Source organism: Streptomyces anulatus, assembly GCF_014650675.1.
Lineage (GTDB): Bacteria > Actinomycetota > Actinomycetes > Streptomycetales > Streptomycetaceae > Streptomyces > Streptomyces anulatus.
In genome coordinates, this window is the sequence record NZ_BMVK01000011.1 from 234,441 (window position 1) to 247,086 (window position 12,646).

Sequence of the window (12,646 nt, forward strand, 5' to 3'; positions counted from 1 at the left end):
CGGCCCGGCGCACCCCTCCGGACCGGCCCGCCACCCGCCCACTCTCCATCCGGTGCACCGCCGCCAGGGGAGCACACCGCTCCCCCACACAGACCGGAAAGACCATGGCTTCCACCACACCGATAGACACGCCACCGGCGCCGCCGGTCCCGCGGCCCAGCCCCCGGTCCACCGGGCGCATGGGCGACAAGATCTTCCTGGGCCTCTCCCGGGGCTCGGGCATCCTGCTGCTCGTGATCATGGCGTCGATCGCCGTGTTCCTCAGCTACCGCTCCGCCATCGCCATCTCGGAGAACGAGGGCAACTTCCTCACCACCTTCGACTGGAACCCGGCCGGCGACCCGCCGGTCTTCGGCATCGCGGTCCTGCTCTTCGGCACCGTCGTCAGCTCGATCATCGCGATGGTCATCGCGGTTCCGATCGCTGTCGGCATCGCCCTGTTCATCTCGCACTACGCGCCGCGCAAGCTGGCCGCCCCCATCGCGTACGTGGTGGACCTGCTGGCCGCCGTGCCCAGCATCGTCTACGGCATCTGGGGCGCCCTCGTCCTGGTGCCGTACCTGGAGGGCCTCAACCTCTGGCTCGACGACTTCTTCGGCTGGACGTACCTCTTCGACAAGACCGAGATCGGGATCCCCCGCTCGCTCTTCACCGTCGGCATCCTGCTCGCGATCATGATCCTGCCGATCGTGACCAGCGTCAGCCGCGAGGTCTTCCTCCAGGTCCCGAAGATGAACGAGGAAGCCGCGCTCGCGCTCGGCGCCACCCGCTGGGAGGTCATCCGCCTCTCGGTGCTGCCCTTCGGCCGCTCCGGCATCATCTCCGCCTCGATGCTCGGCCTCGGCCGCGCGCTCGGCGAGACGATGGCCGTCGCCACGGTGCTGTCCCCGAGCTTCCTCATCTCGCTGCACGTGCTCAACCCGGGCGGCGGGACGTTCGCCCAGAACATCGCGGCCAAGTTCGGCGAGGCCGACGCGTTCGGGCGGGACGCCCTGATCGCCTCCGGTCTCGTCCTCTTCGTCCTCACCCTGCTGGTCAACGGCGCGGCCCGGCTCATCATCGCCCGCCGCAAGGAGTACTCGGGGGCCAACGCATGAGCCACGCACCCACCGGCGTCATCGAGCGCCCGACGCCCGCATCGCCCACCCCGAAGAGCAGCCTCGGCAGCCGCTCCCTGCCCCGCCTCGCACCGCTCGGCTTCGCCGTCGTCTCGGTCGCGCTCGGCATCGGCATCCCGCTGGCCGCCGGCTGGCACAGCCGCATCCAGTGGGGCATGCTCTCGGCCCTGTTCTTCCTGGCCATCTCCTACGTGGTGACCACGATCGTGGAGAACCAGCGCCAGGCCAGGGACCGCCTCGCCACCAGTGTGATGTGGGTCTGCTTCCTGATCGCCGTCGTCCCGCTGGCCTCGCTGCTGTGGACGACGATCGTCCGGGGCGCGGAGCGCCTCGACGGCTACTTCCTCACCCACTCGATGGCCGGTGTGCTCGGCTCCGAGCACAGCGGCGGCGTCTACCACGCGCTGATCGGCACCCTGGAGCAGGTCGGCATCGCCACGGTGATCTCCGTCCCGTTCGGCCTGCTGACCGCCGTGTACCTCGTCGAGTACGGCAAGGGCACGCTGGCCAAGGCCGTCACGTTCTTCGTCGACGTGATGACGGGCATCCCGTCCATCGTGGCCGGTCTCTTCATCCTGTCGATCATGCTGATCGCCTCGATCGAGCCCTCCGGCCTGATGGGTGCGCTGGCCCTGGCGATCCTGATGGTCCCCGTCGTGGTCCGCTCCACCGAGGAGATGCTCAAGCTCGTCCCCAACGAGCTGCGCGAGGCCTCCCTCGCGCTCGGCATCCCGAAGTGGCGCACCATCCTGAAGGTGGTCCTGCCGACCGCGATCGGCGGCATCACCACGGGCGTCATGCTCGCCATCGCCCGTATCGCCGGTGAGACCGCGCCGATCATCCTGCTGGTCTTCGGCAGCCAGCTGATCAACACGAACCCCTTCGAAGGCGCCCAGTCCTCACTGCCGTTCTACATCTACGAGCAGTACCGGATCGGCGAGGCCGCTTCCTACGACCGCGCCTGGGCAGCCGCCCTGGTGCTGATCGCCTTCGTCATGATCCTGAATCTGGTGGCCCGCGGCATCGCCCGCTGGAAGGCCCCGAAGACCGGTCGCTGACGCGGCCACAGCGACCTCCCGAAAGAAGCAGTGATTTTCATGGCCAAGCGCATCGACATCAGCGGCCTCAGCGCCTTCTACGGCAACCACAAGGCCATCGAGGACATCTCGATGACCGTGGAGCCCCGCTCCGTGACCGCCTTCATCGGCCCGTCCGGCTGCGGCAAGTCCACCTTCCTGCGCACCCTGAACCGGATGCACGAGGTGACCCCCGGCGGCCGCGTCGAGGGCAAGGTGCTGCTGGACGACGAGAACCTCTACGACTCCAACGTCGACCCGGTCACCGTGCGCCGCACGGTGGGCATGGTATTCCAGCGCCCGAACCCCTTCCCCACCATGTCGATCTTCGACAACGTGGCGGCGGGCCTGCGGCTGAACGGCAGCTACCGCAAGAGCGAGCTGAACGACGTCGTGGAGAAGTCCCTGCGCGGCGCGAACCTCTGGAACGAGGTCAAGGACCGCCTCAACAAGCCCGGCTCCGGCCTCTCCGGCGGCCAGCAGCAGCGCCTGTGCATCGCCCGCGCCATCGCGGTCGAGCCGCAGGTCCTGCTGATGGACGAGCCGTGCTCGGCGCTGGACCCGATCTCGACGCTCGCCATCGAGGACCTGATCGGCGAGCTGAAGGAGCGCTTCACGATCGTCATCGTGACGCACAACATGCAGCAGGCGGCCCGCGTCTCGGACCGCACCGCGTTCTTCAACCTCGCCGCGGTCGGCAAGCCCGGCCGGCTCATCGAGATAGACGAGACGGAGCGGATCTTCTCCAACCCGTCGGTCCAGGCCACGGAGGACTACATCTCCGGCCGCTTCGGCTGAGCCACCCCGCTCCACCCCACAGACAGCCTTGCGGTGCTGCATGGCGGTGCCACCACAAGGCGAAAGGGTCCGCCCCCGTTCTCGTACGAGAACGGGGGCGGACCCACACGTGTAACCAACCGAGCAAGATCACCGCGCACCTCGGACTCAGCCGAAGAGCAGGAGAACCGCTCCGTAGCTGAGCGCGGCGACCAGCGCCGCGGCCGGCATGGTGATGAACCAGCCGAGGATGATGTTCTTCGCGACGCCCCAGCGCACCGCGTTCACCCGCTTGGTCGCCCCGACGCCCATGATCGCGGAGGTGATGACGTGCGTCGTCGAGATCGGCGCGTGGAACAGGAACGCCGAACCGAACATGATCGAGGCGCCGGTCGTCTCCGCCGCGAAGCCCTGCGGCGGGTCCAGCTCGATGATCTTGCGGCCGAGGGTCCGCATGATGCGCCAGCCGCCCGCGTACGTGCCCAGCGAGAGCATCAGCGCACAGGCGATCTTGACCCAGACGGGGATCTCGTCGTTGGGGCCCTCGACGTCCGCGATGACCAGGGCCATCACGACGATGCCCATGGTCTTCTGCGCGTCCTGGAGGCCGTGGCCGAGCGCCATGCCCGCCGCCGAGACGGTCTGCGCGATCCGGAAGCCGCGCTTGGCCTTGTGCGGGTTGGACTTCCGGAATATCCACATGATGCCGACCATCACCAGATAGCCGGCGATCAGGCCGACGAACGGGGAGATGAACATCGGGATGACGACCTTCTCCAGCACCCCGGACCAGATGACGTCCGTGCCGCCGGCCAGCGCCGCCCCGACCATGCCGCCGAACAGGGCGTGCGAGGACGAGGAGGGAAGGCCGTAGTACCAGGTGATGAGGTTCCAGATGATCGCGCCGACCAGCGCCGCGAACAGGATCCCCATCCCCTTCTGCCCCACGGGCGTCGCGATCAGGCCCTCGCTGACGGTCTTGGCGACACCCTGGCCCAGGAAGGCGCCCGCGAGGTTCATCACCGCCGCCATCGCCAGGGCCGCACGCGGGGTCAGCGCCCGGGTGGAGACCGAGGTGGCGATGGCGTTCGCCGAGTCGTGGAAGCCGTTCGTATACGTGAAGCCGAGCGCGACACCGATGGTCACGATCAGCGCAAAGGTGTCCACGAGGTTCAGGACTCCTTGACCGCGATGGTCTCCACGGTGTTCGCGACGTGCTCGAACGCGTCAGCCGCCTCTTCCAGCACATCCACGATCTGCTTGAGCTTCAGCACCTCCATGGCGTCGTACTTGCCGTTGAAGAGCTGGGCCAGCAGCTTGCGGTGGATCTGGTCGGCCTGGTTCTCCAGACGGTTGACCTCGATCCAGTACTCGGTGAGGTTGTCCATGGTCCGCAGCCCCGGCATGGCCTCGGCGGTCAGTTCCGCCGCCCGGGCCAGCACCTCGATCTGCTGCTCGACGCCCTTGGGGAGCTCCTGGACCTGGTAGAGGACGACCAGGTCGACGGCCTCCTCCATGAAGTCCATGATGTCGTCGAGCGAGGACGCCAGCTTGTAGATGTCCTCGCGGTCGAAGGGTGTGATGAACGAGGAGTTCAGCTGGTGGAAGATCGCGTGGGTGGCATCGTCCCCCGCGTGCTCCGCTGCCCGCATACGCTCCGCGATCTCGACTCGGGAGGCAGAATCCGCCCCGAGCAGTTCCATCAGGAGTTTCGAGCCCGTGACAATGTTGTCCGCGGACGCGGAGAACATGTCGTAGAAGCTCGTCTCCCTGGGGGTCAGACGAAAGCGCACGTGGGGTCCTCGGGATGCTTTGGATTCGGTCAGGCTGATGCTAGGCGCATCATCCGGCCACGGCTAACCGGCGTTCTTCAGTGTCGCCCATCGGACACGGCGATCAGCACGGACCCCCGGTCACGTTTCGGCAGGATTCGGTACGATATACCCGGCAGGGGTATAAGGACGGCGCGGTGCGACGGGCCGGAGCAGGGCGGCGGAGCCGTCCGGAACCGCCCCTACGGCACAACAGCAGGACCGCAGTTCCGCATTTCCGCGTTCCGGCAGGGACACTTAGAGGACAACAACGGGAGGACGCAGATGACCACGACCGGGACCACAGGGACGGAATCAACGGGCGTGGCGGCCCCGGACGCGGGGGCGGCCGCCCCTGTGGACATCGTCACCGACCACGACCGCGGCATTCACGGCTACCACCACCAGAAGGACGAGCACCTCAAGCGGCTCCGCCGGATCGAGGGCCAGATCCGCGGCCTCCAGCGCATGGTCGACGAGGACGTCTACTGCATCGACATACTCACCCAGGTGTCGGCGTCCACCAAGGCGCTCCAGTCCTTCGCCCTCCAGCTGCTGGAGGAGCACCTGCGCCACTGTGTCGCCGACGCGGCCGTCAAGGGCGGCGTGGAGGTCGACGCGAAGGTCGAGGAGGCCACGAAGGCCATCGCCCGTCTGCTCCGCACCTGAGGCGCGGTCCCGTGAGCGGCTGCGGTGCGGGTGGAGCGGGCGTCACCCCCGGCGAGCGGCCTGCCGGGGGACCGTCGCCCAGGACTCCGCACCGCGGACGTCGAGCACTTCGTCGATCCGGTCGGGACTGAGGCGTTCCTCGCCCGCCGCCGACGCGGCGATCATCAGCTCGCCGCACAGCTCGATCTCGGCGAGGGCCACACGGTCCTGCGCGTTCGGAGCCCTGAGCGTCTGCACCTGCGTCACTTCTCCCTGCCGTATCCCGGCCGTCACCGGCCCCTGGCACACCGGCTTCCCAGCCTAGGGAGCGCGATAGGCACCGCGCATGGCACGGACGGACCATTTTGCGCCCCCTCACAACCGGCCCCACCGCCCGGCCCGTCCCGGCCGCCGCCCTCACCCCTGCCGGATCTCACCGGTGTAGATGGCGTCCTCGTCCGGCAGCGTCACCGTGACCGGCAGCCCGAACCCGTACAGCAGCAGCGTCGAGACCACCGACACCTCCGCGCCCTCGGAGGAGAAGGTGAACCGGTGCCGGACCTTCCGCAGCCGGCCGTCCTCGTCCAGGTAGGCGTCGAACGGGACGGCGTCCTTGCTGAACCCTTTCGCCGCCGCGCCCAGCGCCCCGCGCGACTGCGGCGACGCGGCCCGGGCCGCCCGGCCCAGGTCCGCGACCCCCCGGTAGTGATGCACCGTCACCCCGGCCAGCTCGGACTTCCCCGCATAGGTCACATCGGCCGCGCCGCGCAGCAGTTCGGCCGCGGCCATCGGGTCGGTGACCCCGCCGGTGAGGAGGTTGCCGTCCTTGAGCGTGGTCGTGTCGATCCTGACCCACTTGTCGTCGGGCACCCCGGCGCCTCGGTTCTTCATGTACAGCGCGCCGGGGGCCAGCAGCTCGGTGATCGGCCGGTGGCCGTCCGCACCCGCGGCGTCCTCGGGCAGCACCACCTTGAGCCGCCCCATCTGCCGGCGGAAGTCGTACGCACCCTGCGCCCGGATCGTCACCCGCGTCCCGCCGGCCGCCGTCTCCATCGACGTACGGGTCTCCGCGCCGCCCGCCTCGACGAGGACGTCCGCCGCCTGCCCGAGCAGATCGAGCGGGCGATCGGCGGCCACGGAGCGCCGCCCGGAACCGTCGCTCGCGCCGCTTTCCCCGTCCCCGCCGAAACACCCGGCGGTGACCGCGATCACCCCGGCCACGGCGAGGGCGCGAACAGCACGGGCCCCGCCTCCGTCCCTGTACTGCTGCACCACCATCGCCTGCCAACCCCCAACGACTACCGCCCGGCCGAGCCCTCACCCGCCCCGCATAACGACCGCCGACGCCCCCCGTAACGCCGCCCGGGCGCGGCCCCCCGTTCGCCGACGGTGGCCAGTACCGTGGTCGGGTGCATGAGGATCCCCCCGCCCCGGTCCGCACCGCCCCGGGACCCCCGCCCGCTTCCGCCCCGGCTCCCCCTCCCGGCCCGCCGCCCGGGCACAGCGCCACGACGATCGAACGCGGCTCGTTCTGCCTGGCCCGCTGCACCTGCGGCTGGTCGGGACCGGCGCGCCGGTCCCGGGACCGGGCCCGTACGGACGCCGCGGAGCACCTCGCCACCCCCTGACCCGCCCGCCGAAGGACCGGTCGAAGCACGATTCCCCAGGCGCTCGGAGGCACCTGGGGAATCGGGAGAACCGGGAGAACCGGGAGAACCGGTGGATCAGCTGGAGAGCGGAGGAAGGAGAGCGGGCCGGAGGACGGAGGAGACGCGCGGGAAGAGGCAGGCGGGAAGAGGCAGGCAAGAAGAGACAGGCCGGAGGACGGAGTCCGTCAGGCGGCCAGGTCCTTCTCCCCCGGGTCGCCCCGCCCGGAACCGGGCCGGGGCTCAGGGATGCCCATCGCCTCACCGTGCTCGTCCGCGTACGCGACGGCCGCGCTCTTCGACCGGACGAACCAGCCCACGCGCGGCGAACGGGCGACCGCCGCCATCAGCGGGGTCAGCAGCGCCATGGCGAGCGGGGCCAGCAACAGGGCGACGGCCGTACCGAGGGCGAAGCCGCCGATCACGTCGGTCGGGTAGTGGACACCCATGTAGATCCGGCTGAAACCGGCGAAGAGCGCGAGACCGATCGCGACGAAGCCGAACTTCCGGTTCGCCACGAAGATGCCGACGGCGATGCCCATCGCCAGGGTGGAGTGGTCGCTGACGAACGAGAAGTCCGTCTTGCCGTGGATCAGGACCTCAAGGCCTTCGTGGTCGTTGAACGGACGCGGCCGTTCGACGAAGCCGCGGATCGGGATGTTGATGAGGATCGCGATGGCGGCGGCGAGCGGCGCCCAGACGATGGCGGCGGCAGCCGTGACCGAGTCCTCCGCCGTCCCGCGCTTGCGCATGCTCCACCAGCACCACAGGCCCACCAGAACCAGGCCGAACATGATCCCGTACTCGCCGACGAACTCCATGACCCGGTCGAACCAGGTCGGAGCGGCCTTCGCGAGGCCGTTGATGTCGTAGAGCAGACTGACGTCCGGGTTCGACCCGTCGAGTTCGAGTCCAGCCATCTGCTGCGGCCCCTTGCCTTGTCTGCTTCTTCTGCTGCGACGCGCGTCCTTGCACGCCGCCGTGGTCGAACCCCCGTGTCCGGTGCTGTCCGCTACCGCACTGCACAGCATCGCTGTACTGCATCACCGCGGTACTGCCGCGGTACCGCAATACCGCGTCACTGCGACGCATGGTCAGTGCGCATGCCGTTCCCGTCCCCGTCCAGGGAACGGCCCGGCCGGCGCGTGCGTTCCGCTCTCCACCGAATGATCACCATGACGTTATCGAAGAGTGACTCGTCATCGCAGCTCAGGGCCCAGGCTTCACAGAGAGTTCCGGCCATGTCCGACTGCCCGTCAGCACCCTTCGCCGCTCCGGAAGCCCCGGACGGACCCCCGTACGGGACCCCCTTACGAGACCCCCGTACGGAAACGCCGGGACGCCGGACGATGTCCGGGAGACGATGTCCGGGAGACATCCGTCACCCTGTGGGCAGATCCGTCGGAAGGGCGGCGGCACCGTCCTTCGTGACCCGTGTCGCACCGAAGTAGTCCGGCGTATCGATCTTGTCGAACCGGATGACCGCCCCGGTGAACGGCGCGTTGATCATATAGCCGCCCCCGACGTACAGCCCGACGTGCCGGATCGCACGCGAGTTGGTGAGGTCGTCGGAGAAGAACACCAGATCCCCCGGGAGCAGCTCGTCCCGCGAGGGATGCGGACCCGCGTTGTACTGGTCATTGGCAACGCGCGGCAGTTCGATGCCGACGGTCCGGTACGCCGCCTGGGTCAGCCCCGAACAGTCGAACCGGCCCTGCTGCTCCGGCGTCCCGTTGCCACCCCACAGATACGGCGTGCCGAGCTTCTTCTGTGCGAAGTAGATGGCCCCGGCGGCCTGCCGGGAGGGCGCGACACGGCCGACGGGCCGGGCGAAGCTCTTCTCCAGCGACCGGATGATCTTGACGTAGTTCTGCGTCTCCTTGTACGGCGGGACGCCGCCGTACTTGATCACCGCGTAGGCGCCGGCGTTGTACGCGGCGAGCATGTTGCTCGTCGGGTCGCCCGGCACCTTCTTCACGTACCCGGCGAGCTCGCAGTCGTACGAGGCGGCCGAGGGAATCGCGTCGGCGGGGTCCCACACGTCCCGTTTGCCGTCGCCGTTGCCGTCGATCCCGTGCGTGGCCCACGTGCCGGGAATGAACTGGGCGATGCCCTGCGCGGCGGCGTGGCTCTGCGCACTCGGGTTCCAGCCGCTCTCCTGGTACAACTGCGCGGCCAGGAGGGCCGGGTTGATGGCGGGACAGAGGTTGCCCCACTTCTGCACCAGCGGCTGGAACCGCGCCGGAACCGCCCCCTTGGCCAGCGCGACGGCACCGCCGCCCCCCGACCCGGCGAGCCCGGCGGCGGCCGAGTACGTACCGACGACGAGCAGCGCCAGGAAGCACATGACCATGCCGACGCCGATGCCACCGAACACCCAGAATTTCCGCACCCCTCAACCATCCCCCATCGGGGCGCGCTTCAGGTGCGTTTTCGACGGTGTGTACGAGTCATCCGCGGCACACCACCGGCGCACCCGAAGCACACGGGGGCGCCGACGGCTCGCCACTAACACAGAACTGACGGACTGACGGACTGACGGACTGGCTGCCTGGCTGCCTGGCTGACGAGAACTCAGCCGCCAGTCCCCGCCCCCGTCCCCGTCCCCGTCCCCGACCAGAACTCGGAGCGGACGTTGGGCCGGGGCAGCGGATAGACGTCCTTGTACGCCGGACCGTTCGGCTCGGCGGTGGGAGCGGCGACCTTCGACTCCTTCACGCACGGACTGTCGGCCTCCAGGAAGGCCTGCCCCTTCCCCCGGAAGGAGACGCTGACACCGAATCCGCTCTTCGTGACCGCGTAGACCGCCGGGAACTTTTCGTCCTTGTTGACCGCCTTGATCCGGTAGTCGTTCTTCCGCCAGAACGTCTCCGCCCGGTCCAGGAACGTCTGACGGCGTTCGGGGGACACGACGGTCATGACGGCCCGCCGGCGGGTCACTCCGCAGGCCCGGGTGGTGGTCGGCCCGTGTGCCCACTGCACATCGGGGTCGATGCCCTTCAGGACCGCGTCGAGCATCGCGTCGGACTGCTCGGCGGCTTCCTGCATGTCCATCCCGCGCTCCTTTCCGGTGCTCACGCCGCGGGCGCTTCCGTCCTCACTCCCGCACCCGGACAACGGAACCCCCAGGGCCAGGACCACCGCGACGAGGGGCAGGACCCTCTTGGCTCGCCTCACTTCGGTTCCTCCATCTTGAGCCGGTCGGCGTTGCCCGACACGATCAGGGCGATGCTGTCCGCGGACACCGCGTCGCGTTCCGGGCTGAAGTAGTTCGAGTGCGAGTCCAGACTGATGCCGTCCCCGCTGACCAGCGGCGGACCGTCCGCCACCGGGAAGCGCCGCGCCCCGAACGCCTTGCTCGCCGGATCCTTCCCGAACCACAGGTCGTCGTCACCCGGATCGGCCAGATCGCCGGCCAGATAGGCCCCACCGGGACCGCCCAGGGCGAGCCCGATGCCGCCCACCACGACCTGGGTCTTCGAGGGCAGCTTGGTCACCGGGTCATTGGCGGCGGCCCCCACGAAGACGTGCTCGCTGCCGACGCCGAGGTCCACGGCGTGGTCGACGCCGACCCCCGGACTGCCGACCAGGATGATGTCGTCGACCCCGGGAATCCCACCGGGCCGGGCCGCCGCGGCGCCCACGGTCCGGGAACCGTAGGAGTGCCCGATGGCCGTCATGTGCGGGTCCTTGTTCTGGTTGGTCACGGAGATCCCGCCCATGAAGTCGCGGTAGGCGGCCCCGCCCTTCTCGGCGCGCCCCGTGCCCATGACGGCGAAGTAGCCCGCCGCGCCGTCCTTGTCCGGCAGCTGCGGTGCGTCGTACCCGAGCCAGACGATGGACGCCGTGGAGTCGTCGTACCCCTGCGCCCCGATCGCGGTGTCCCGGGCCCGCCCGAGGTCGTTCTTGGCGAACTCCTCGTCGAGCGAGGTGTTGAGCCCCGGTACGTACGCCGACACATGCTGGGAGGCGTCGGGGTTGCCGAACGAGACGATGGCCCGCCCGTTGCCCTCGTCCCCGATCCCGATGAGATACATCGGCGGCTTCCCGTTCTCCTTGAGCTGCCGGTCGATCTCCCGCAGCCCGGCCAGCTGGTCACGGGCCTTGTCGGTGTCGACCCCCTCCAGCTTGTCGATCAGCGCGGGGAGATTCTTTCGGTTGGCGGCGTCACGCGCGAGTACCGGGATGCCGTCGAGATTGCCGATCCGATCCGGAACCAGCTCGATGTACCGATCCCGCTCCTCCGGGGAGAGCCCGTCCCACCACGCCTTGTTCCCGGCGGGCGTGGCGTTCTGCGGTATCTGCCCGCTCAGGTGCGCGCGCTCGGCGTCCCGCACCTCCTCGTCGACCCGCGCCCCGGAGCCGGGTATCGCCAGCCCGGCGCCGGCGCCGCCGACCGCCTTGTTCCAGTCCCAGGCGGCGCCGACGTAGTCGCCCCGGTCCCACTTCTCGCCCGCGCCCTGGGTGTCGCGCCCCCACTGGTCGACGATGCGCTCACCGCTCTCGCCCGGCCGCAGGACCGCGTCGACGACCCCTTGGACGTCGCCGCCCAGCCCGTCCCCGAGGAACCCGTCGAGGAACCCGCCGCCGTTGGGGCCCGCGGGTCTACCCGCGTCGACCGGCACGATGACGTCGCCCGGGGGGAAGGCTTCGCCGCCCTGGGAGGACGACTCGTCGCCCTGCGGACCGCCGGCGCTGTCACCGGAGCCGCCGGAGCCATTGCCGCCGGTGCCGGCGGTGCTGCCGCTGTTTCCGCCCGTACCACCGCCCGTGCTTCCGGTGGTCGTGGTCCCTCCGGTGTCACCGCTGGTACCGGTGCTGCCGGTACCACCGGTGAGGCTGGACTCGTCACCGCCGCCACCGTCGGTCCCGGCACCGCCGTCCGCGCCACCGTCGGTACCAGCACCCGAGGTGTCACCGCCGCCGTCACCCCGGCCGCCGCCGCTGCCGTCGGCACCTCCGCCGCCGGCCACGACGTCATGCCCCGGCGCCGGACACGATCCGCCGGTCAGTTCGCAGATCGCGCTACGGATCTCCGCGGTGAGCTGCCTGCCCGTTCCGGTGGCCATCAGCCCGCCGACGAGCGCGACGACCACGAGGACGAGGCCCAGGTACTCCAGCGCGGTCTGCCCGCCGTCGCGGCGGAGCTTCATCATCCGGGCGAAGCTGAACAGCCGCTGCTCGGCCCGCTGCTCCAGACCACTCCGGAACCACTGGCGGCTCCCCGGCCGGCACAGCAGCACGATGACGGCCACCGGTATCACCAGCCGCGCGACACCTCCCGCCCCGGCCCCGCCGCTCAACTCCGCGAGGGCGCCGAGGACGATCCACGCCTGAACGGCGAGGAGCCCGTACCAGACCCGGACACCGCCCTTACGGACGAACAGCGACAGCACGAAAGAGCCGATGCCGGGCAACGACGCGTAGAGCAACAACCCGAGGAGGTACCCGTCGACCGCGTCCACCGAGGACGCCGTCGACAGGGCCCTGATCGCGCCCACCAGGGTGGCCACGAAGAGAACGTGAAGGAGGATCAGCACCGCCTGCAACGACCGGGGCATCAACCGCCC

The 12,646-nt window shown here is 69.7% G+C and carries 13 protein-coding genes; 5 read left to right on the forward strand and 8 right to left on the reverse strand.

Annotation, left to right across the window (positions count from 1 at the left end; all coding sequences use genetic code 11):
* Positions 1–104 precede the first annotated feature (104 nt).
* The 3 genes from pstC to pstB are packed head-to-tail and all read left to right on the forward strand — an operon-like array spanning position 105 to position 2,992.
* Entirely contained in the window at positions 105–1,097 is a 993-nt protein-coding gene (gene pstC / locus IE272_RS25990; protein ID WP_050356862.1) for a phosphate ABC transporter permease subunit PstC, read from the forward strand.
* Complete coding sequence (gene pstA / locus IE272_RS25995) at positions 1,094–2,176, forward strand: phosphate ABC transporter permease PstA (protein ID WP_050356863.1); 1,083 nt, start codon at positions 1,094–1,096, stop codon at positions 2,174–2,176. The genes pstC and pstA overlap by 4 nt, the downstream gene beginning before the upstream one ends.
* A 39-nt stretch (positions 2,177–2,215) precedes the next feature.
* Complete coding sequence (gene pstB, locus IE272_RS26000; RefSeq protein ID WP_050356864.1) at positions 2,216–2,992, forward strand: phosphate ABC transporter ATP-binding protein PstB; 777 nt, start codon at positions 2,216–2,218, stop codon at positions 2,990–2,992.
* Between the two features lie 147 nt (positions 2,993–3,139).
* Here the strand turns inward: pstB and IE272_RS26005 are convergent, their stop codons facing one another.
* Positions 3,140–4,138, reverse strand: a complete 999-nt coding sequence (locus IE272_RS26005) for an inorganic phosphate transporter (protein ID WP_007449360.1) — start codon at positions 4,136–4,138, stop codon at positions 3,140–3,142.
* 5 nt (positions 4,139–4,143) lie between these two features.
* Positions 4,144–4,764 (reverse strand): DUF47 domain-containing protein, encoded by a 621-nt coding sequence (locus IE272_RS26010; protein ID WP_007449359.1) that lies wholly within the window; start codon positions 4,762–4,764, stop codon positions 4,144–4,146.
* A 303-nt stretch (positions 4,765–5,067) separates the two neighbouring features.
* Here IE272_RS26010 and IE272_RS26015 point away from each other — a divergent pair, with 303 nt between their 5' ends.
* Positions 5,068–5,451 carry a metal-sensitive transcriptional regulator gene (locus IE272_RS26015; RefSeq protein WP_032791154.1) on the forward strand — a complete coding sequence of 128 codons (384 nt, stop codon included), beginning with the start codon at positions 5,068–5,070 and terminating at the stop codon, positions 5,449–5,451.
* Positions 5,452–5,493: 42 nt separating this feature from the next.
* On the opposite strand, the gene IE272_RS26020 is transcribed toward IE272_RS26015, so the two are convergent.
* Positions 5,494–5,697: a hypothetical protein gene (locus IE272_RS26020; protein WP_050356865.1), complete on the reverse strand. Its 204-nt coding sequence runs from the start codon at positions 5,695–5,697 to the stop codon at positions 5,494–5,496.
* Between the two features lie 150 nt (positions 5,698–5,847).
* Positions 5,848–6,708, reverse strand: coding sequence for an SCO4651 family lipoprotein (locus IE272_RS26025; RefSeq protein WP_050356866.1), 861 nt, complete (start codon positions 6,706–6,708; stop codon positions 5,848–5,850).
* Positions 6,709–6,839: 131 nt separating this feature from the next.
* On the opposite strand from IE272_RS26025, the gene IE272_RS26030 reads away from it, so the two are divergent.
* Positions 6,840–7,058: a hypothetical protein gene (locus tag IE272_RS26030; protein WP_190008245.1), complete on the forward strand. Its 219-nt coding sequence runs from the start codon at positions 6,840–6,842 to the stop codon at positions 7,056–7,058.
* 206 nt (positions 7,059–7,264) lie between these two features.
* Here IE272_RS26030 and IE272_RS26035 read toward each other — a convergent pair whose 3' ends face one another.
* The 4 genes from IE272_RS26035 to IE272_RS26050 all read right to left on the reverse strand — a co-directional run bounded on the left by IE272_RS26035 (position 7,265) and on the right by IE272_RS26050 (position 12,637).
* Entirely contained in the window at positions 7,265–7,996 is a 732-nt protein-coding gene (locus tag IE272_RS26035; protein ID WP_047177432.1) for a phosphatase PAP2 family protein, read from the reverse strand.
* Positions 7,997–8,457: 461 nt separating this feature from the next.
* Positions 8,458–9,453: a C40 family peptidase gene (locus IE272_RS26040; RefSeq protein WP_057664021.1), complete on the reverse strand. Its 996-nt coding sequence runs from the start codon at positions 9,451–9,453 to the stop codon at positions 8,458–8,460.
* 197 nt (positions 9,454–9,650) lie between these two features.
* A complete protein-coding gene (locus tag IE272_RS26045) occupies positions 9,651–10,253 on the reverse strand; it encodes a hypothetical protein (RefSeq protein ID WP_190008205.1) in 603 nt (200 codons plus the stop codon).
* The gene (locus IE272_RS26050) at positions 10,250–12,637 is read right to left on the reverse strand and encodes an alpha/beta hydrolase (RefSeq protein ID WP_190008207.1); all 2,388 of its coding nucleotides are present in this window, start codon (positions 12,635–12,637) and stop codon (positions 10,250–10,252) included. Before IE272_RS26050 ends, IE272_RS26045 begins: the two co-directional genes overlap by 4 nt.
* Positions 12,638–12,646 lie beyond the last annotated feature (9 nt).

Excerpts from the sequence above, each read along its gene's own strand:
- IE272_RS26050 (WP_190008207.1), bottom strand. The coding sequence starts at position 12,637 with ATGCCCCGGTCGTTGCAGGCGGTGCTGATCCTCCTTCACGTTCTCTTC.
- IE272_RS26035 (WP_047177432.1), bottom strand. The coding sequence starts at position 7,996 with ATGGCTGGACTCGAACTCGACGGGTCGAACCCGGACGTCAGTCTGCTC.
- IE272_RS26025 (WP_050356866.1), bottom strand. The coding sequence starts at position 6,708 with ATGGTGGTGCAGCAGTACAGGGACGGAGGCGGGGCCCGTGCTGTTCGC.
- IE272_RS26015 (WP_032791154.1), top strand. The coding sequence starts at position 5,068 with ATGACCACGACCGGGACCACAGGGACGGAATCAACGGGCGTGGCGGCC.
- pstB (WP_050356864.1), top strand. The coding sequence starts at position 2,216 with ATGGCCAAGCGCATCGACATCAGCGGCCTCAGCGCCTTCTACGGCAAC.
- pstA (WP_050356863.1), top strand. The coding sequence starts at position 1,094 with ATGAGCCACGCACCCACCGGCGTCATCGAGCGCCCGACGCCCGCATCG.
- pstC (WP_050356862.1), top strand. The coding sequence starts at position 105 with ATGGCTTCCACCACACCGATAGACACGCCACCGGCGCCGCCGGTCCCG.